The 18,243-nt window shown below is 61.9% G+C and carries 14 protein-coding genes; 6 read left to right on the top strand and 8 right to left on the bottom strand.

The window, feature by feature from the left end; all coding sequences use genetic code 11:
• Positions 1–527 precede the first annotated feature (527 nt).
• The 5 genes from ABIE56_RS00850 to ABIE56_RS00830 all read right to left on the bottom strand — a co-directional run bounded on the left by ABIE56_RS00850 (position 528) and on the right by ABIE56_RS00830 (position 7,186).
• Positions 528–1,763, bottom strand: a complete 1,236-nt coding sequence (locus tag ABIE56_RS00850) for a histidine-type phosphatase (RefSeq protein WP_429241937.1) — start codon at positions 1,761–1,763, stop codon at positions 528–530.
• A gap of 10 nt (positions 1,764–1,773) precedes the next feature.
• On the bottom strand, positions 1,774–4,260 hold the full coding sequence (locus tag ABIE56_RS00845) for a TonB-dependent receptor domain-containing protein (protein WP_429241936.1): 2,487 nt from the start codon (positions 4,258–4,260) through the stop codon (positions 1,774–1,776).
• A 101-nt stretch (positions 4,261–4,361) separates the two neighbouring features.
• The gene (locus ABIE56_RS00840; protein WP_429241935.1) at positions 4,362–5,477 is read right to left on the bottom strand and encodes a FecR family protein; all 1,116 of its coding nucleotides are present in this window, start codon (positions 5,475–5,477) and stop codon (positions 4,362–4,364) included.
• Positions 5,470–5,976 (bottom strand): RNA polymerase sigma factor, encoded by a 507-nt coding sequence (locus ABIE56_RS00835; protein WP_429241934.1) that lies wholly within the window; start codon positions 5,974–5,976, stop codon positions 5,470–5,472. The genes ABIE56_RS00840 and ABIE56_RS00835 overlap by 8 nt, the downstream gene beginning before the upstream one ends.
• Positions 5,977–6,208: 232 nt before the next feature.
• Complete coding sequence (locus tag ABIE56_RS00830; RefSeq protein WP_429241933.1) at positions 6,209–7,186, bottom strand: alpha/beta hydrolase; 978 nt, start codon at positions 7,184–7,186, stop codon at positions 6,209–6,211.
• 488 nt (positions 7,187–7,674) lie between these two features.
• Here ABIE56_RS00830 and ABIE56_RS00825 point away from each other — a divergent pair, with 488 nt between their 5' ends.
• The gene (locus ABIE56_RS00825) at positions 7,675–8,223 is read left to right on the top strand and encodes a helix-turn-helix domain-containing protein (protein ID WP_429241932.1); all 549 of its coding nucleotides are present in this window, start codon (positions 7,675–7,677) and stop codon (positions 8,221–8,223) included.
• A gap of 16 nt (positions 8,224–8,239) precedes the next feature.
• On the opposite strand, the gene ABIE56_RS00820 is transcribed toward ABIE56_RS00825, so the two are convergent.
• Positions 8,240–8,845 (bottom strand): phosphatase PAP2 family protein, encoded by a 606-nt coding sequence (locus ABIE56_RS00820; RefSeq protein WP_429241931.1) that lies wholly within the window; start codon positions 8,843–8,845, stop codon positions 8,240–8,242.
• Positions 8,846–8,925: 80 nt separating this feature from the next.
• Between ABIE56_RS00820 and ABIE56_RS00815 the strand changes: the two genes are divergently transcribed.
• The 4 genes from ABIE56_RS00815 (at position 8,926) to ABIE56_RS00800 (ending at position 13,282) form a co-directional block, all read left to right on the top strand.
• Positions 8,926–9,363, top strand: coding sequence for a low molecular weight protein-tyrosine-phosphatase (locus ABIE56_RS00815; protein WP_429241930.1), 438 nt, complete (start codon positions 8,926–8,928; stop codon positions 9,361–9,363).
• A gap of 126 nt (positions 9,364–9,489) precedes the next feature.
• Positions 9,490–10,230, top strand: a complete 741-nt coding sequence (locus ABIE56_RS00810) for a YjbF family lipoprotein (protein ID WP_429241929.1) — start codon at positions 9,490–9,492, stop codon at positions 10,228–10,230.
• The gene (locus ABIE56_RS00805) at positions 10,227–11,024 is read left to right on the top strand and encodes a capsule biosynthesis GfcC family protein (RefSeq protein WP_429241928.1); all 798 of its coding nucleotides are present in this window, start codon (positions 10,227–10,229) and stop codon (positions 11,022–11,024) included. Before ABIE56_RS00810 ends, ABIE56_RS00805 begins: the two co-directional genes overlap by 4 nt.
• Positions 11,021–13,282, top strand: coding sequence for a YjbH domain-containing protein (locus ABIE56_RS00800; RefSeq protein WP_429241927.1), 2,262 nt, complete (start codon positions 11,021–11,023; stop codon positions 13,280–13,282). The genes ABIE56_RS00805 and ABIE56_RS00800 overlap by 4 nt, the downstream gene beginning before the upstream one ends.
• 93 nt (positions 13,283–13,375) lie before the next feature.
• On the opposite strand, the gene ABIE56_RS00795 is transcribed toward ABIE56_RS00800, so the two are convergent.
• Both ABIE56_RS00795 and ABIE56_RS00790 read right to left on the bottom strand, forming a co-directional pair.
• Positions 13,376–14,713, bottom strand: a complete 1,338-nt coding sequence (locus tag ABIE56_RS00795) for a UDP-glucose dehydrogenase family protein (protein ID WP_429241926.1) — start codon at positions 14,711–14,713, stop codon at positions 13,376–13,378.
• 43 nt (positions 14,714–14,756) lie between these two features.
• The gene (locus tag ABIE56_RS00790; RefSeq protein WP_429241925.1) at positions 14,757–15,872 is read right to left on the bottom strand and encodes a polysaccharide biosynthesis/export family protein; all 1,116 of its coding nucleotides are present in this window, start codon (positions 15,870–15,872) and stop codon (positions 14,757–14,759) included.
• 887 nt (positions 15,873–16,759) lie between these two features.
• On the opposite strand from ABIE56_RS00790, the gene ABIE56_RS00785 reads away from it, so the two are divergent.
• Entirely contained in the window at positions 16,760–18,208 is a 1,449-nt protein-coding gene (locus tag ABIE56_RS00785; protein WP_429241924.1) for an undecaprenyl-phosphate glucose phosphotransferase, read from the top strand.
• The last annotated feature ends 35 nt before the right edge of the window (positions 18,209–18,243 follow it).

Genomic DNA, 18,243 nt, shown 5'->3' with positions numbered 1-18,243 from the left:
GCGTGCGGCTTACTGACCCGAGGCTTCAGGCCTCGCTTGACAAGAAACTGGAGACGCTAAAGAGCGACAAGGCACTCGGTCTGCGTTTTCTGCAGGAGATGGGGTTGTTGACACTCTCCGGTCGGCTGGCACGTCAGTATCGCTGACGCGGAACTTGAGTACAGGTGTCGGACATGTATTCGTCCCGTGGCGGGCTGATTCTCGGTTTTCATGGCTGCGACGCGACGGTCGGCGAGTCGATTCTCGCCGGTAAGACTTCCCTCCGGCCGAGCGACAATGACTACGACTGGCTGGGCCCAGGCATGTACTTTTGGGAGGGTTGCCCCAGGCGTGCTCTGCAGTTCGCTCACGAGGTAGCGTGTCTGAATCGTCACGTTTCACGCGGTGCAATACACAAGCCATTCGTTCTCGGAGCGGTCATTGATCCGGGACACTGTTGCGATCTGCAGTCCCGGGAGTCGCTGCAAGAAGTCGCGCGTGCCCATGGATTTCTTTCCGCGCTGCTGGGCGATCAGGCCATTATTGGTTCACTGAGCGCTAGGCTCGACTTCCAGGGTATCCACCACGGCGCTGCCTGCGGCTTGGCTGGAGCTCGCCGCGAATTGTTCGATGGGGCACGCTCGCTGTCCTCCGCATGCCGGCTGGACAAGTGTCTTCCGTACGATCGCGCCGGTGGGTGCCATATCACCGGAACGCAAAGCCGGGAGCGTGGGCATCGCGACCGACAGGCGCACGGCGGTTCCCTGGCGCGTTGGCACGAGGTCGTAGAGCAACGCTCCGCCCGGGGGGAAGTCGTCACCCTTCGTCACGTCATGCCAATCCAGTCCCAGCAGCCCGGCCTGCGCGGCCAGATCGGTATCGTGGCCGATCAACACGAGAACACGCGTGCCGGCGGGTGCGAGCGGGCTGGTCGTCCCTGGCTTACCCGCAGCGGCCAGCAACGTCGCGGTGATGTGGGCCAGCATGTTTCCGCCACGTCCACGCGACGCCTCCGGTGTTGCGTGCGCCAGGCGGAACGATGCGTTGTGCAACTGGATGATGCTTGCCACGCCGTCGGCATTCAGCCGTCCCCAGCCGTATTGGCTCGCAGGCATGCCCTGCGCGTAGGCCAGCATGATGTTCTCGGCCAGCGATCCGGCAGTCTTCAAGGCTTTTGCCAGGTCGCCACCCAGCAACACCTGCTTTCCACCATTCCTGGCCTTCGCCATGCAGGCATCGTCATGGCAACCAAGCAGTACCTGCTGCAACTGGGCCAATCGTTCGCGCGTTGTGCCATCCATCGCGGCAGCGTCAATGCCGCCCTTGTCGTCGTCATCGCCGCCACCCGTTCCGCGGAACAGCGGGTCATCCTGCCCGGCAGGGAACGCCAGATAGGCCGGGGCGCAACCTGGGGAAAGCCCTTCCAGCAGCGCCACGGCGCTCGCCCGGTTGCGCGGTGTGCTGTCGGCGATCACGCGCACCTCGCCCTTGCAGGCATCGCGTGGCAGCCCAGCCTGCGCCAGGTCCGCGTCCATGCGCTTGCCAAGCGAGTGCAGGGTGTCGATGCCGTGAGGCGTGAGCTGCCCCGGGGCCACCGGCCATGCAGGCCATGCGTCGGCCGCGTACCTGGCCAGATCTTCCGGTGCCTTCGTCGGCGATCGGATACCGTGGCGGATCAGGATGATCCGCTGCAGCACGCGCTCCTGTCCGCTGGTCTCGGCAGCGAAAGCCGCAGGTGCCGCAAAGCCAAGCGCGAGCAGCAGGAAAACGCTACGCATCGACATAGCCAACCCCTTACAGCTTCAACGAAAGGTCAAGGAACACGCCGCGGCCTGGCAGGCCCCAGTACAGCGCATCACCGCTTACGCTTTGGGTGCCGGCATAGCCGATGAGCTTGTGCACGTTGAACAGGTTGTTGACATCCATGCTCACCGACCAGCCCTTGCCCGTGGGGCCACCATCCGCACTGCGGTAGCCGAAGGCGGCATCGGTAGAGACATATCCAGCAAGACGGTTATCGTTGATGAACACCGTGTTGCCTGCATCGTCGGTCGTGTTATCGCTGCCGTACTGCTTGCCGATGAACTTGGTCATCAGCGAACCGTAGTAGCCCAGCGGGCTGCTGTAGAGCAGGCCAAGGGCAGCGGTGACCTTGGGCGTGCCGGCAATCTGCGTGCTGGTGTTCTTGTAGGTGGCCTTGTTGTACGTGGCGTTGCCGTACAGGCTCAGTGTCCGGGTCAGGGCCCAGGTCCCTTCCACCTCGGCACCCTTGTAGATGGCGCCGCCGGTGTTCAGGTACGTGGATTCCTGGCCTTCATCGGTATTGACGAGCGTGGTGGCGAGGTAGTTCTTGAAGTCGATGTAGTAGACATCAGCGCCGAAGGTGAGACCACGATCCGCAAAGGCTGTGCCGAGTTGGTAGTTGGTCGTGGTCTCCGGGTCCAGCTTCTTGGAACCGACCAGTTCGATCACATCGATGGGCGGGGCGAGGAAGCCCTTGGCGACCTGCGCATAGCCCGTCCACTGGTCACTGAAGCTGTCGTGCAGGCTCAGTGAGGGCAGGGCGGCGTTGTAGTTGGCGGAGTTGTACTGCGATGCCTGCGCATTGGTCTTGCTGATCGGTGCATTCATCTGGCGCGTCACGGTGCTATAGCGCACGCCCGGGCTCAGGGTCAGGGCATCGGTGAGCGACCAGTCATACTGCACGTAGGGCTGGAACGTATCGGTGCGGTCGCGCAGGATGTAGTTGTACTTCGAGCCGTACTTCGTGCCGGTCTCGGCACCGGTGGTCAGGTCCAGTGGGTACTGGTATCGGACATCCTGGTTACGCTCGATCCATGCACCGGTCTGGAGCTGGCCCGGGCCCAGTTCGCGTTCGAAGCGCAGCACGTCGCCGAACGAATGGAAGCCGGAATCGGCCAGCTTGCCAGGCACGTCATTCTTCAGCGTTGAGACTTTCTTACCCGCCGCGTTATACAGCGTTACGCCGTTATCGGCCGGGTTGTTGTCCGACGCATCGGTGGTCTTGCGCGCCCAGTGGTCGAAGCTGTTGTAGTAAGCCTTGTTATCCACGCTCCACTCGCCGAGCTGCGTGGATAGGCCCACGTAGGTAAAGCTCGAGTAGTAAGCGGCGTTGTTATAGCCCTTGTAGCTCTGCAGCGCCGGATCGTTGCCCAGGCCATACCGCCAGCCGAACTCATCCATTTCCTGCTTGGTTGCGCCCTGCACGGTGTTCTGGTGTTCGCGGTTGTAGCTGCTGACGAACGTGAGCGTGGTGTTCGGCGATAGCGTGGTGATCGTCTTGATGAACGCGTGTTCGCGCTTATCGTCGGTACCCTTAAGGTAGGTATCGCTCTTTTCCTTCGAGAGATCGGCGAAGACGAGGGTGTTGCCCAGGGTTTCATCGGCGCTCACGCCACCGGCCACGGTGTTCCAGCTACCCACGGTGGTGTACAGGGTCACGCCGTTCACGGCGCTTGGGTCGCGCGAGCGCAGGCCTACGGTGCCGCCGAACGTGGCATTGCCCACGGTCGCGCCGCCGCCCGGGCCACGGTCGATCTCCGCCTGGCCGAGTACGTGGTTATTGAAGTAGGCCGACGTGGTGTGGTGCAGGTCGCTCGCATCGCCGAAGGGGATGCCATCAAACGTGATGTTGAACTGGCCATCCTGGAAGCCACGGATGCTGATGCCTTCGTTCTTGCCCATGCCCGGACCTTCGGGTGAGGTCACGGTAACGCTTGGGGCGTACTTGATGATGTCATCGAAGTTGGAGTTGAAGCGCAGGCCATCGCGGATAAAGCGCTCGTCGATCACCGAGGTGGGCTGCGTCGCTTCGAGCGGCGGTGCGCTGGGGGCGAGCGTATCCACCGTGTTCGCCTGCACGCTTACCGGGGCAAGGTCGCGCGGGTTGCCGTCGGCTTCGTTGATGGGCGGGAGGGTGCTCGCGCGGCTGGATGCCGCGGTGCTTTTGTCGTCCCTGGTCGCCGGTACCAGCGTGATGGTGCTTGCGGTGACGAACGTGTAGTCGAGCCCGGTGCCTTGCAGCAAGGTGTGCAGCTGGCCCCTGGCATCCATGCCAGCGGGAACGGCTTTGCTATGCAATGCATGCACGGCGTCGGGCGTGTACACCACCTGCAAGCCGGTCTGGCGGGCAAACGTGTCGAGCGCCTGGTCCAGCGGCATCGCGGCGATGGGGGCTTCGGTGGCGGCCTGCGCGGCAATCGCGGACAGGGGCAGGGTGCCGAGCAGCAGGGCGAGGTGGAAGGCGAGCTTGTTGCGCATGCGATGGGACTCGTCAAGGGAGATGGCGCGCAGCTGTTGCGCATGTCATCTACGAGTCGGCGGCACCGCAGTCGGGTACCGCTATTTCTGTGAATTTTTTCTTACAGCCTGGCCGTGTTGGTGTCGCGGGAGTGGCGGAGCACATGCACGCCTTCCGCATCGCGGCGGACGTGAACCCCTGGCAGTGTCTGCAGATAGGCGACAAAGCCGGCAGGATCGCGGGCATGGAAGCGGCCGCTGATGCGCGTTGTGGCCACGATATCGTCTTCAATCAGCAGGGGTGCCTGTCCATAAGCGTTGAAGCGGCGCGCCACTTCCGCGACGGGCGCGTTGTGGAAATCGATCTCGGCGGGGAGCCACGCGAGATCCTGCGAGAGATCGGTGTTGGGTGCGAGGTGGGTCACGCCGCCGTCGCTGCCCAATGTTGCGCGCTGGCCGCCTTGCAGGTGGGCGACGACGTTCTGCGACTGGGCGGTGTTTGCTTGCCAAGGCCACCTATCGCGCGGCGCCAACACGTCAACGCGACCACTGAGCACGGTGATGTCCCCACCCGTGGCGCGAGTACTGACCTGGAATACGGTGCCAATGTCACGGAGTACCGTGCGCCCCAGCGTCACGCTGAGCGGCGCAGGCGAATCATGTCCCACGTCGATCAGCATAGTTCCAGCGATGACGGCGATATCGCGCTTGCCGTCTTCGAACTGCACGCGGACGGAACTGTTGCGGTCGAGTTGAATGCGGCTGCCATCAGGCAGGTCGATGCTGCGCGTTGCAGCGGCGCCTGCGTTGTAAACAATGCCGGCAGGTGACGGTGGCGTGGGCCACGTGACAACCGCCGCGACGGCAATGGCGGCCGCCGCGGCCGTCGCGGTGGCGATCCACGGCCAACGACGGCGGCGCGACCCCGCGTGGACTTGCGTCTCAGCCGTGCGCGGGCTTGCGACGCGGCCCGGGCGCAACGGCACAACCGCGGGCTCGTCGGCAGCCTCTTTTACAAGCGTGGACGTCGCCAAGGGCTCGTGTGCGGCGGCGTCTTTCATTTCCTGGTCCAGCTGCACTATGGCCATGTACTCGGCCACATGCGCCGGCGAATGGCGCAACCAGTTCACGAACGCAACCCGCGAGGGCTCATCCAGTCCCGCGCGGCTGGCCATCAGCCACTGTGCGGCTTCCTCGGAAATGCGTCGTGCCGCCGCCTGGCCCATGTCGTCACGCATAGCGTCCCATCCCTTGCCGGCACGCGGCCAGTCCCTTGACGATGTACTTTTTCACCATGTGCACCGAGATTTCCAGCTGATCGGCAATATCCCGGTAGCTCAGGTCGTCCCGGTAATGCAGCACCAGCACCGCGCGACACTTCGGCGAGAGACGTGCCATCAACTCATGAAGCCGCTTGCTGCGGACCTCCTGGTCGACGCCCGCGTCCGCCTCGCAAGGCGTTGCCAGGCGGTCGAGTACTTCTTCCAGCCCGCCATCCTCGCGACCGCCAGTTTGCCGGCCACCGGCGCGCTGGCGGAGCAGGTTCGTGGCTACGGTAAAGAGGTACGCCTCGGGGTTCCGGATGGAATCCGGGTCCGCCGAAAGCAGGCGCAAGTAGGTCTCCTGGACCAGATCCTGCGCATCCCAGGCATGCCCGGCACGGCGATGGATATAGCGCTGCAGTGGCCCATCCTGCTCAAGCAGGACGTCGGCCAGGCCAGAGGAGGGATCTGACATCTGTGTCCCTTGGGGCGTTGCGGGCGCGGCGGTCGTGCCGAAAGGGAGGGAGGCTAAGTGGGGTCCATGACGGACGTGTTACATAGGGATGCCTCGCGCCCGTGCTGGAAGTCCAGTTCGTTCGGTACACGCTGGACGAGATACTTGCCGTTCCGAGGCGGGCGCTCGCATTTACGATGACTGGTCGGTTGGGAAAGCCGAGCGCGCGCCACGAGCGGTGATCGTGCGACCGCTAACGGAGCATTCCGAGCGATCGCATCCACTTTTCGGCGAGGTTAGGCCACGCTCCGATCGGCCAGTCTGGATGCTTAAGCCCGAACGCGTGCCCACCCTGCGCGTAAAGGTGCATTTCCACCGGCACGCCTGCCTGTTTGAGAGCAACATAGTAGGAAAGCGAGTGTCGGATGTTGTCGACGGGGTCGTCTTCGGCCTGAACGATGAAGGTGGGTGGCGTGTTTGTCGTGACATGCAGTGTCGGGTTCAGGACGAGGCCCTTGCCCTCCCACAGGTGCCCTGGGTAGGCAGCGATGGCGAAGTTCGGGCGAACGCTTTCCCTGTCGGCTTCATCGACCGGAGCGTAGATCGGGCCTTTGGCGTTACTGACGTCGGCAACGATATGTCCGCCGGCGGAAAAGCCGATGATCCCGACTTTGTTTGGGTCGATCCCGAGGCTACCGGCCTGGTGTCGCACCAACGCTATAGCGCGCTGGGCATCCTGCGTTGCCATGTGAACCGCGGGCTCGTGACGGCAACGGCATGCCCCGTCCCATTGAGGACCTGAGGTCGGCACCCGGTACTTCAGCAGTACGCATGTCACGCCTTTTGACGTGAGCCAATCGCAGATGTCGGTGCCTTCGCCCTTGATCGCGAGAACCATGAAGCCCCCGCCCGGCGCAACAACGACGGCCGACCCATTTCCCTTGGCCCTCGGCGGATAGATGGTCATGGTGGGGCGCGTGACATTCGTGATAGCGCCATCCTTGAATGTCTCAGGTCCATCGACAGGCGGCTGGGCAATCGTGAGCCCTTCCGGCCAAAGGGATAGTTGCTTTGTGGGTGTTTCCGGTTGCCAACGTGGTGGTTCGCCCGGCGTTGGCGTCGCCTCTGGCGAGGCGGCGACCGCCCCGGCCACGGTCAAGAGGAATCCTGCGGTAACGACGATCCGATGAAGGGTCATCTCTTGCGGCCCCCTTTTTTTATGGAAGGCCATAGGGATAGTCCAGTGTGCTGGCAATTTCGTGGCGGTTCGCGGGCATTCCCTACATGCTTGTGGCCGGGCTCCTTCTCAGCACGAAGTCAGCGCCGGACGTGAGCGGCTCCCCATCACCGATTAGCGCAAGGTTCGCCACTTGCTAGCCTATTACATTGGAGTAATATGACGGGCATGTAATGTATGGACAGGGGGAAGCACGAACGCCTCCACGAATTTCTGCGACGCCTTCATTCCGCCGCCCCCGCGGGTAGCCACGACGACGCGTATAGGTTGCTCTGCGCAGCTCTCAACGGCGTCGAAGATGAAATGACCTCGATTCCATACAATCCGGATCTCTACCGATCGGACGGGCGGATGTATCCGCCTCAAGCGGACAGTGCCAGGTCGGTGGGCGAACTCGAGGGCGTTATCAGGTACAGGAGTGTGCGCCATAACACTCGTATTCACCATGAGGGTGGCATACGCATCGATGAGGTAGGTGGAGCATGTTTGCTAAGCAAGCCGGGAAAGTCGGGAAAAACAATCGACCTGCCATGAGGCGTGAAGACATGGATGTGTTCGTGGAAGCGTTGCGTGATGAAGGCTTCACCGTCTCCGTCGATGCAAGCGAAAGGCATGGGGGACCTTGGTTCATCGATGTGGCGACGGGCCAATTTCAGACCACTGCGATGTGGTCAAGTGCGGACGGCTTTGGCCTGTTCGCTGGTGAGGTAGGTTATGGAGACCGGCCGAGCGAGACGTTCCTTGACGTTTCCCGGGCGGTTACCAGGATCAAGCAGATGCATAACCAGTGGTTGGCGAAGGGATATTTTTTGTCCCCCTCACTGGCGGACCTCAGGCAGCTATTGAATACATCACAAGAAGAACTCGGGCGTCTTGCTCACCTGAAGCAATCTGCCGTGTCCCGATTTGAAGGACGAGACGACGTGAAGTTGAGCTCGCTGGTCGCCTACGTCAGTGCGCTGGGCGGGCGCGTTGAACTCAGGGTTCATTTCGATGATATGCATCTATCGTTGGCTATTCCTGGTGCGTAATCGCGCTTACCCGTCGTCATTGCGCGTGCAGCCGTCTCGTAAACACGTTGGCATGGCCGCTCACCCACAGTGCGATGTCCTTGAGTAAGTGCTGTGACGGAAACACACGCCCGTAGAACATGAACCAGATGGCGACCGCGCCCGCGGCGAGCAGTAGTGGGTGCCACACGGGCAGTTCGGGTGAGCGCCGCAGGCCGTGAATGAACCACGCGCCGATGGCCGCGCCGAGTGTCGCGCCCATGATGACTTCGGACAGGCTGTGCACCTCAAGCGCAAGGCGCGAGACGCCCACGGCGAGACCGATGAGAAGACCGACGGCAATGGCCAGGCCGGCAAGCGGCTTTCGAACACCGCGCGTAAGGATCGCGGCAAGGCACGGCCACGTCAGTACGGAGAGCGCCGTATGCCCGCTGATGCCGGTGTAGTCCAGGCCGGGTGGTCCGATGCCCCAGGCCATGAACAACAGCTTTGAAAGCGCCACGGTGCCGCCCGTTGCCACGGCGGCGACGATCCAGCGCAGGGCATCGCGTCGCTGCGGTGGTATCACCAGCACGATGGCCATCCACGTGATGAGTGGTAGCAGCAGTGCACTGTCGCCGTAACTGGTTATCGCGTGCCACATCACAAGGCGTCTGCGATCGTGGCTATCATGGGGTTCGTTCGCATGGTGCCTTCGTTGGTTGTTCGGGAGTAGCCCGTTACATGTTCCAGCAGATCCTCGTTACCTGTATCGGCAATATCTGCCGCAGCCCTACCGCCGAGTACCTGTTTCGCCACCGGCTGGGTGCGGATAGCACGGTGCAGGTATCCAGCGCCGGGCTTGGCGCGCTCGTGGGGCACGGCATCGATGCCACCGCGCTGGATCTGTTGCGCGAGCATGGCATGGATGGCAGTGCACACCGCGCACGCCAACTGGACCGTTCACTCCTGCGCAGCGCCGATCTGGTGCTGGCGATGGAGCGGGACCATGTCGTTTCCATTACGAGGATGGCGCCGGAGGCCAGCGGGAAGGTGTTCCTGCTGGATCGATGGCTGGAGGGCCAGGATATCCCGGATCCTTTCCGGCAAAGCCGGCCCGCCTTTGAACATGTCTACACGCTTATCGATAACAGCGTAAACAGCTGGCTCAAGTATCTCTAGTCGTAAGACGAGACGCCAGTCAGTTTTCAGTCCGGTTAGCTCGTGTACTGTCGGTAGGACGTGCCGAGTGCGAGGGAGGCCATCGTCTCCTTCAGTCAGTGCAGTCCAATGCGGGCCTTCCGTTTCATGACGTTGACAGGCCTTCCATTTCCACTTGCCGGACCAACGCTGATTTTGTCTTGGCCTGAAGCCCGACAACGCGCGCTGTGCGCGCTACGCCTTGTTGCCCTTGGTGGCCTCGTCCTGGCGCTCGCTGCGCTGGCCGCGTGCTCGCCCGTGTCCAGCGGCAGCGTCGAAGCCGTCCGTCTCGCGGTGCACGGAGAAACCGTGCACCCCACGCCGGAATCGGTGGCTGCATCCCCTTATTTCCAGCTCCAGGCAAATGGCCCCGATGGCGAGGCGATCCTCGTTCTCGGCAAAGTGGAAGACGGGCGGTTGGGCTGGTACGGGCAGGGCGATGACATCGTCTTCACGCGTGATGGCCAGCTGATCAAGACGGTCGGCCTTCCGCAAAATCTTGACGGCTTGTCGATAACGGGTGGTAAAAATCCCTTTGAAACCGGCCTCCAACACGTAACGTCGCCCATCACGTACACCCGTACGATGGATTGGTCGCCGGGCTATCGCTATGGCAATGCCATGCAGGCGACATTGACCCCAGGTGGCATGGATACCGTCGAGATTCTTGGCACGCGGCGCAGCCTGCGCCGTTACGACGAGCATCTGAGCGGCCCCGCTGGGAGCTTCACTAATCGCTATTGGGTAGACCCTGCTGATGGCTTTATCTGGAAAAGCCGCCAATACGTGGCGCCAGGGTTTCCGCTCGAGCTGATCCAGCTCCGGCCTTATACGGGGAAGGCTTCGTGAGGCGGGTGGTATGGCACCTGGCGGCGCTCGGGGTGATATTCACCATGGCCGGCAGCGCTGCCGCACAGGATAGCGCGCTGAAGGCCAGTGCCTCTGGCGAGGTGCGCCACCCCGGTTCAGCCGTCTATCCGTCCGGGGCCCGGCTCTCGGACCTGGCGTTGGGGGCACGGGTCGATCCCGATGCCTATATGGCCGGGGCCGCGTGGCTTCGCCCTTCATTGCATGACGCGCAGGTACGGTTGAAAGCCGGCGTGGTCTTCGAGCTCGGTGCGATCCGCATGGATGCGCTGAGTCATGGCAAGGACGAACTAGGGCTCGCCGCCGCCGGGTTCCAGGCATGGATCACGGCGCTACCGGTCACCGGTCGACGCACCAGCGTGGTGCTAGACCCGGATCGTCTCGAAGTCTCCGCTGCCGATAACTGGCCGATCGAACATGGCGATGCACTGTTCTACCCGCGGCGTCCGTCGACGGTGCGCATCGTAGGTGCCGTGGCGAAGGCTTGCAGCGTCCCGCAGGTTGCCCTGCAGGACGCGCGGGTCTACCTCGCCCAGTGCCCACCGTCCGTTGCCGCGGATCCAGACATGATCTTCGTCATTCAACCGGATGGCACCGTTTTCCCGCAGAACACTGCCTTGTGGAATCGCGACCCACCGCGTGCGCTTGCGCCGGGTGCCTGGATCTACGTGCCGTTCAACCGCAAGGCCATCGCCGCGACTACCGATGGCCAGTTCAATGAGGATGCCGCCGCCTTCATTTCCACCCAGTTGATCAGCACGGAGGGCACGCCTTGAGGCGGCGCCGGTTCCGCCCGGTGCGCCGTCCGGATTTCCGCCGCATGGCGTGGCGTGGCTGCTGCGCCGGCGTGGTGTTGTGGGCAGGTGGCGTTGCCACCGTGCATGCGCAGGAGTACTACACCCAAAGCGACTTTGGTGGCGTAGGCCTGCTGCAGACGCCCACGGCGCGCATGGCCCAGGAGGGCGAATTCAGCTTCGTGTTGAGCCGGACCACGCCGTATACGAACTACAACGTCTCCATGCAGCCGATCCCCTGGCTGGAGGGCAGCTTTCGCTACACCAACGTCAGCAACCGTCTGTACGGCGCCCGCTCGCTCAGTGGCAGCCAGACCTACAAAGACAAGTCGATTGACGTGAAGGCGCGCCTGTTCCAGGAAACGCGCTGGACGCCCGCCGTGGCCTTTGGCGTGCGTGACGTGGGCGGTACCGGTCTGTTCTCCAGTGAGTACCTGGTGGCCAGCAAGCGCGCCGGGCGGTTCGATTTCAGCCTCGGCCTGGGTTGGGGCTACATCGGCAACCGTGGCGATATCAGCAACCCGTTGAGCTTCATCAGCGATCGCTTCAATACGCGCCCTGCCAGCGGCACGGGTGCCACGGGTGCCCTTAGCATCAACAAATTCCTTCGTGGCCGCCCAGGCTTCTTTGGCGGCGTGGAATATCACTCGCCGTGGGACTGGCTCGTACTGAAAGCGGAGCTGGACGGCAACGACTACAAGCACCAGCCGCAGAGCAACAACCAGCCGCAGCGGTCGCCGATCAACCTGGGCGCGGTGTTCCGGCTGAATGGCAACGCTGACCTGACCCTGGGCTACGAGCGTGGCAATGTCGCCACGGCGGCGCTAAACCTGCACGCCAACCTGGCCACCCATGTGGGCCCGCAGAAATCGTTTGATCCGCCACCGGAGCCGGTGTCGTTCACCAGCACGCCGGTGACGAGCATGCCGACCGGGCCCACGCAGGGCGCGGGCAGCACACCCAGCGACCTGGCATCCAGCGAACCTGGTCCTACGCAGGCGGCGACGTCAGTACCTGACCGGAGGGCGCCGGAACAGGTTGATTGGGCGCAGGTCGCGAAAACCTTGCAGGCCAATGCCGGCATCAATGTGAGCAGCATCCGCCGCCGCGGTTCCGAGCTGGTCATCCATGGCGAGCAGGAGCGCTTCTTCTACACGGCTGAAGCTGCCGGTCGCGCTACGCGCATTGTCGATAACCGCGTCGATAGCAGTATCGATTGGGTGACGGTATCCAGTGAAACGAACGGTCTCAGCACCGTCGATACGAGCGTGCACCGGCCGCGCTTCATTGAGTTATTGAACCACCAGATCGATCTGCCGACCTTCCGCCGTAGCGTGGAACAGGATCCGGTCACCTCGCGTGATGAGGAGGTGCTTTACAACGCCCCCTTGAAACGTTTCACAGGTGGTACATCGATTGGTTACCAACAGAACCTGGGTGGCCCCGATGCGTTCGTGCTGTACCAGGTGTATGGCGCTGGCTACGGCACATTCAACTTCAACCGGCACCTGTGGCTCGATGGCGTGCTGTCGGTCAACATCGCCAACAACTACGACAAGTTCAAGTACGACGCGCCGAGTAATCTGCCGCGCGTGCGTACCAACGTGCGCCAGTACCTGACCAGTTCGGATATCACCATGCCGAACTTCCAGCTTACCGGTACCCGCAAGTTGGGGCAGGACCTGTACGGCATGGCCTATGCCGGCATGCTCGAGAGCATGTATGCAGGCGCGGGTGGCGAAGTGTTGTATCGCCCATTCGGAGAACACTGGGCCGTCGGTGGCGATATCAACTGGGTGAAGGCACGTGGCTTCGACCAGGATTTCTCGCTGCGCAAGTATCACGTTATTACGGGGCAGGCCACGGGATACCTCGATACCGGCTTCCACAACGTCACCCTGGCCGTGAGCGTGGGCCGTTACCTGGCCGGTGACTGGGGTACGACGGTGGATGTGTCCCGCCAGTTCGCCAACGGCACGCGCATGGGCGCGTACTTCACTGTTACCGATAAGTCGGGTAGCTCAGGTTACGGCGAAGGCAGCTTCGACAAGGGCATTTACGTGTCCATCCCGTTCGATGCACTTCTGCCCAACTCGTCGCGCAACCGCGCCACGCTGATGTGGCAGCCGCTGGTGCGCGATGGCGGTGCCCGCCTCAACAAGCGCTATACGCTGTACACGATGACGAACGACCTTGATTCGGACCTGTTCGACAAGAACCTGGGCAAGATCTCGCAGTAACCCGATTCCGATAACACTGCACGAGCGCGCTTGCGCGCGATGGGTGCTTGTCGCGAGCACCCCATCGCGCGCAAGCGCGCTCCTACATGGGTTTCATTTCATGAGCGAGCGGCCGCGGCCGATGCCGTAGTAGGCCAGGCCGGCGTCTTCCACGACCTGCGGATCGTACAGGTTGCGACCATCGAAGATGGCCGGCTCCTTCAAGGCCGTCTTGATCCTTGCGAAGTCGGGGCTGCGGAAAGCCTTCCACTCTGTGATCAGGGCCAGTGCGTCGGCGCCCTCAAGCGCCTCATAGGGCTTTGTACACAGCACCAGGTCGTCACGTTCGCCGTAGATACGCGCCGTTTCCTCGCGGGCTTCCGGGTCGTACGCGCGCACCTTTGCGCCTGCCTCCCACAATGCCTCGATCAGCTTGCGGCTGGGGGCTTCACGCATATCGTCGGTATTTGGCTTGAACGCCAGGCCCCACAACGCGATGGTCTTGCCGGCGATATCGCCGTTGAAGTGGCGGAGGATCTGCGCGAAGACGCGGGTCTTCTGTGCGTGATTCACCGCCTCGACAGTGGCAAGTAGACGCGCATCGTAGTCGTGCGCGCGCGCGATGCGTTCGAGGGCCTGCACGTCCTTCGGGAAACAGGAGCCGCCGTAACCGGCACCGGGGTAGATGAAGTGGTACCCGATACGAGGATCCGAGCCGATGCCCTGGCGAACGAGTTCCACATCGGCGCCGACGCGCTCGGCGATGTTCGCGATCTCGTTCATGAAGCTGATCTTGGTCGCCAGCATCGCGTTGGCAGCGTACTTTGTCAGCTCGGCGGAACGCTCATCCATCACCACCATGCGATCGTGGTTGCGGTTGAAAGGGGCGTACAGTTTGCGCAGACGGCCCACGGCACGCGTGCTGGAGGAGCCGACCACAATACGATCGGGACGCAGGCAATCTTCGACGGCATCGCCTTCCTTCAGGAATTCGGGGTTAGAGACGACATCGAACTCGATCCCGGCATCCCGAGCCTTCAATACATCGCCAATGGCATCGCGAACCTTGTCGGCAGTACCGACGGGAACGGTCGATTTGTTGACGACAACGGCGTAACGATCGAGATGTTCGCCGATGGTTCGTGCGACGCTCAGCACGTATTTCAGGTCGGCACTGCCGTCCTCGTCCGGGGGTGTGCCGACGGCGATGAAAATGATCTCGCCGTGTGCGATGGCGGAGGCCGGGTCGGTGGTGAAATCCAGCAGGCCGGCGGCGTAGTTGTTGGTGACGATCGGCTCGAGGCCCGGCTCATAAATGGGAATGACGCCATTTTTCAGGCCTTCGACCTTGGCGTTGTCGATATCCACGCAGACTACGTGGTTTCCCATTTCCGCGAGACAGGCGCCCGTAACCAAACCGACATAACCGGTTCCAAAAATTGTGACTTTCATTTATTTCGCCTGTAGTGCGGAAAAAACGTCGCTGCTACCTCCGTTACAGCTGGCGATCGCGATCCAGGTTGTACTGGGCGTTGGCCGCATTGCTGATCAAGCCAGAGAGGGGAAGCAGCTGGCTGATGAAGCGATTCCAGCGGGTGATGCCGGCCGGGCCCACGTAGATGACATCGCCGGGTTCGACGGGGAACTGGGCAGCTATCGCAAAGGCCGAGGGCGACCGGTTATCGAGCTGGTAGATCGTTGCGGGTGCCTTTTCCATATTCTCCACGCCGCGTATCACGTACACGGATTTGCCGCTGGAGCTGGTCTGGTTAAGGCCGCCCGACCGGCCCAGGGCCTGTGTCAGGCTGAGATCGGTGGTCTTGAAGGAGATGGCTTGTGGGCGAAGTACCTCGCCAAGCACGTACACTTCGTGATTGTCGTTATAGGGCAGGTATACATTGTCACCGCCCTTGAGATAGATGTCCTGGCCGCCTTGCAGCGTATGCGACAGGGCATCCAGGTTCAGGTGGTACTCGCGGTTATCGCGTCGAAGCACGACGTTTGACAGGTCTGCCAGTTGCGCATTGACGCCCGCGGAACCTACGGCTTGCGACAGCGTGAGCGGCGCGACCGTGATGTTCTGCGGTGAAGTATTCGTGAAAGCACCACCCATGGTGACTCGCTGGCTTGCAAAGCCCACGATGCTGATATCGACCTGCGGCTTGGCGATGTACTTGGTCAGCCGGTTGGATATCTCGGTTCGCAGCTGTTCGATCGTTAACCCATCGGCCTTGATCTGGCCCACATAGGGGTAGAACAGTGTGCCATCGGGCCGCACGAGTCGGCCATTAGCGGCCGTTTGCTGCTGTGAGCCCGCAGGTGAGGTGAGTTCTGGGTGCTCCCATACGGTGATGTAGAGCGAATCGCCCGGCCCGATGTGGTAATCGTCGGGCTTGTAGGCGGTAAGTGCGGGATCCAGGCTGGTCGGCGATGCCGAGGCCTTATCCATGGCGATAAGCTTTGGGGTAATGGGGACGAGCTGATAACGCGCGCCCGTGGCGCTCTCCTTGTCGTTCAGCTCGCCGGTATTCATGTGCTGGCCGGGTGCCAGGACGCAGGCATGCAGGAGCAGGCAGCATCCGGCCAGACCCAGGGTCGGCAGGAACTTCATCGTGCGCGGATTCCTTGGATAGAACGACTGCCCGGAATCGGACGGCCCACTACTAAAACCGACCCAGCATTAACCGATCGGGAACATGTTGGACGTTTGGACGTCCATTCGCTTGGGTATGGCAAATCAGTGCGTACCGCCCGTGCCGCCGGTACCGCCTGTCCCACCGGTTCCGCCCGTTCCACCGGTTCCGCCTGTTCCGTCGTTACCGGTGCCGGTTGCCGAATTCGCCGTTGCACCCGTTGCCGCGGCCATGGCTGCGGTACCTGCACCGACCCGAGTTGGTGCAACTGCACCTTGTGATGCTGAACGAGCCTGGTTAGGCGTCGCGACGCGCGCGCCCTGAGATGGCGTATTGGCGCCATTTGCGGGCTGCGGAGCGGTTTCGCTCGAAGCGCGCTGAGTCTGTGCCCACAACGGTGCGGCAACAGCCAGGATGGTGCATGCGATGAGCAGACGCTTCATGGCCTGGTCTCCTGTGATGAATGAATGGAACAAACTGGGAGGGTGCGCGTCATACATGAACAACATCGAACGAGTATTCATGAACGCATGCGCGTCGAAACACGCGCGAACCATTCACCGCTATTGATGTGTCAACAAGCAAGTCATTCTGCTGAACGACAAAATTCAGCGAGTGTTTCTGTGAAACGTGTCAGGTTTTAAGGCACACACGATTGCTGCGGATTTCGTGGCGATGCAGCATCATCACATCGTCTCCGTGTTGCGAGCGTAGTGAGCTAACTGAATCCGGTGCTCCGCGGATTCGGGTAAGAGCGTGTTGGGCCGATACGGGCTTCTGGATGAAGCAACGCCGGCTCTACAGGGGGCACGTACCTTGGCACGACGGCCTGGCCGGCCGTGCTTCTTGGCAGAAGGTACTTGTCATGCAACTGAAAAAAATCAACGCGTTAGTTGATCTGGAGCTTCGCGTCGGTGACTTGATGAGTGCTGTCACCGCGGCCCATGTGGCCTACCTGGCTCGCTTTAACGGCGAAGCCATGGACAAGACCTACGCTGCGGCGATGGTCATGCTTGTGATGCTCACCCTCGTGCTTTCCATGGGGTTGCGGGTCTACGAGCAGCCACTTGGTGAACGCCCGGTCAGTCAATATTTGCGCATCGCAGCATCATGGGCTGGTTCATTTATCGCGCTCATGGTGATGGGATACCTGCTGAAAGTCGGCGATGTTTACTCGCGTGGATGGGTGTTACTCACACTTCCACTCGGTCTCGTCGGCTTTGCGCTGGTGAGACTCATTGCGCTTGTTGCGTTGCGTCGCCTGCGCAAACGCGGCGAAGGCATCGCGCGCTGCCTGCTTGTCGGTGCCACGGACTCGGGTTTGCATATGCTCGAGCAGGCTCGTGCGAACCCCGCGCTCGGCATGGATATCACCGCGTACGTAAAGACCAGCTATGACCACGGCGTTCCCGAAGGCGTGCCGTTGGTGGGTTCCCTGCTGGAGCTGGAAGACATTCTCCTGCGTGGTGAGTGGGATGAGGTACTGCTCGCGCTGCCGGTAAGCGCGAATCGCGCCATTACCTATGCCATGGATCGCATGGAGCAGCATGTCGTCACGGTGAAGTTCGTACCGGATCTGCTCGGTCGCCAGCTGATTAACCACCAGATGGAAGATTGCGGCGGTGTGCCTATCGTGACATTGCGTTCCAGCCCCCTCGAGGGCCATGCATGGCTGGTCAAGAACATCGAAGACCGGCTGCTCGCCGCCGGCATCCTGCTCATGATTTCTCCCATCATGGCGTTGCTCGCCATTGGCGTGAAGCTTTCCAGCCCCGGGCCCGTGCTTTACCGCCAGCCGCGTGTCGGCCTGGATGGCAAAGAGTTCGAAATGCTGAAGTTCCGCTCCATGCCTGTAGACATGGAGAAGAGCGGAAAGGTCGCCTGGGGTGGTGCGCAGAATAAAACGACCACCCGATTCGGCAAATTCATTCGCCAGACCAGTCTCGACGAGCTACCGCAGTTCCTGAACGTCCTGCGTGGCGATATGTCGATCGTCGGTCCACGACCTGAGCGGCCTATGTTCGTCGAGCAGTTCAAGGGCGAGATCGATGGCTACATGCACAAACACCTGGTGAAAGCCGGCATTACCGGCTGGGCTCAAGTGAACGGTTGGCGCGGTGATACCGACCTGACCCGGCGCATCGAGCACGATCTGTACTACATCAACCACTGGTCGCTTGCGTTCGATCTGCGGATCATCTTCCTGACGATCTTCAAGGGATTCGTCCACAGCGAGAAGCAGACGTCGGCGCGGACGGGTGTCGTGGCTTCGGTCGCCAAGCCCTCGGAGCAGGTGGTGGAGGAGGCTCGGTAGTTATTCGCTTGGCTGGGCGCGCCCACAGGGCGCGA

Source organism: Luteibacter sp. 621 (genome assembly GCF_050435445.1).
In the GTDB taxonomy this organism is placed as follows: Bacteria; Pseudomonadota; Gammaproteobacteria; order Xanthomonadales; family Rhodanobacteraceae; genus Luteibacter.
The sequence above is the reverse complement of the archived record's forward strand: the minus strand, read 5'-3'. Positions and strand labels throughout refer to the sequence as shown.

Bases quoted from the DNA above. Each gene is read 5' to 3' on its own strand.
- ABIE56_RS00850 (WP_429241937.1), bottom strand. From the start codon at position 1,763: ATGTCGATGCGTAGCGTTTTCCTGCTGCTCGCGCTTGGCTTTGCGGCA.
- ABIE56_RS00845 (WP_429241936.1), bottom strand. From the start codon at position 4,260: ATGCGCAACAAGCTCGCCTTCCACCTCGCCCTGCTGCTCGGCACCCTG.
- ABIE56_RS00840 (WP_429241935.1), bottom strand. From the start codon at position 5,477: ATGCGTGACGACATGGGCCAGGCGGCGGCACGACGCATTTCCGAGGAA.
- ABIE56_RS00835 (WP_429241934.1), bottom strand. From the start codon at position 5,976: ATGTCAGATCCCTCCTCTGGCCTGGCCGACGTCCTGCTTGAGCAGGAT.
- ABIE56_RS00830 (WP_429241933.1), bottom strand. From the start codon at position 7,186: ATGGCCTTCCATAAAAAAAGGGGGCCGCAAGAGATGACCCTTCATCGG.
- ABIE56_RS00825 (WP_429241932.1), top strand. From the start codon at position 7,675: ATGTTTGCTAAGCAAGCCGGGAAAGTCGGGAAAAACAATCGACCTGCC.
- ABIE56_RS00820 (WP_429241931.1), bottom strand. From the start codon at position 8,845: ATGTGGCACGCGATAACCAGTTACGGCGACAGTGCACTGCTGCTACCA.
- ABIE56_RS00815 (WP_429241930.1), top strand. From the start codon at position 8,926: ATGTTCCAGCAGATCCTCGTTACCTGTATCGGCAATATCTGCCGCAGC.
- ABIE56_RS00810 (WP_429241929.1), top strand. From the start codon at position 9,490: ATGACGTTGACAGGCCTTCCATTTCCACTTGCCGGACCAACGCTGATT.
- ABIE56_RS00795 (WP_429241926.1), bottom strand. From the start codon at position 14,713: ATGAAAGTCACAATTTTTGGAACCGGTTATGTCGGTTTGGTTACGGGC.
- ABIE56_RS00790 (WP_429241925.1), bottom strand. From the start codon at position 15,872: ATGAAGTTCCTGCCGACCCTGGGTCTGGCCGGATGCTGCCTGCTCCTG.
- ABIE56_RS00785 (WP_429241924.1), top strand. From the start codon at position 16,760: ATGCAACTGAAAAAAATCAACGCGTTAGTTGATCTGGAGCTTCGCGTC.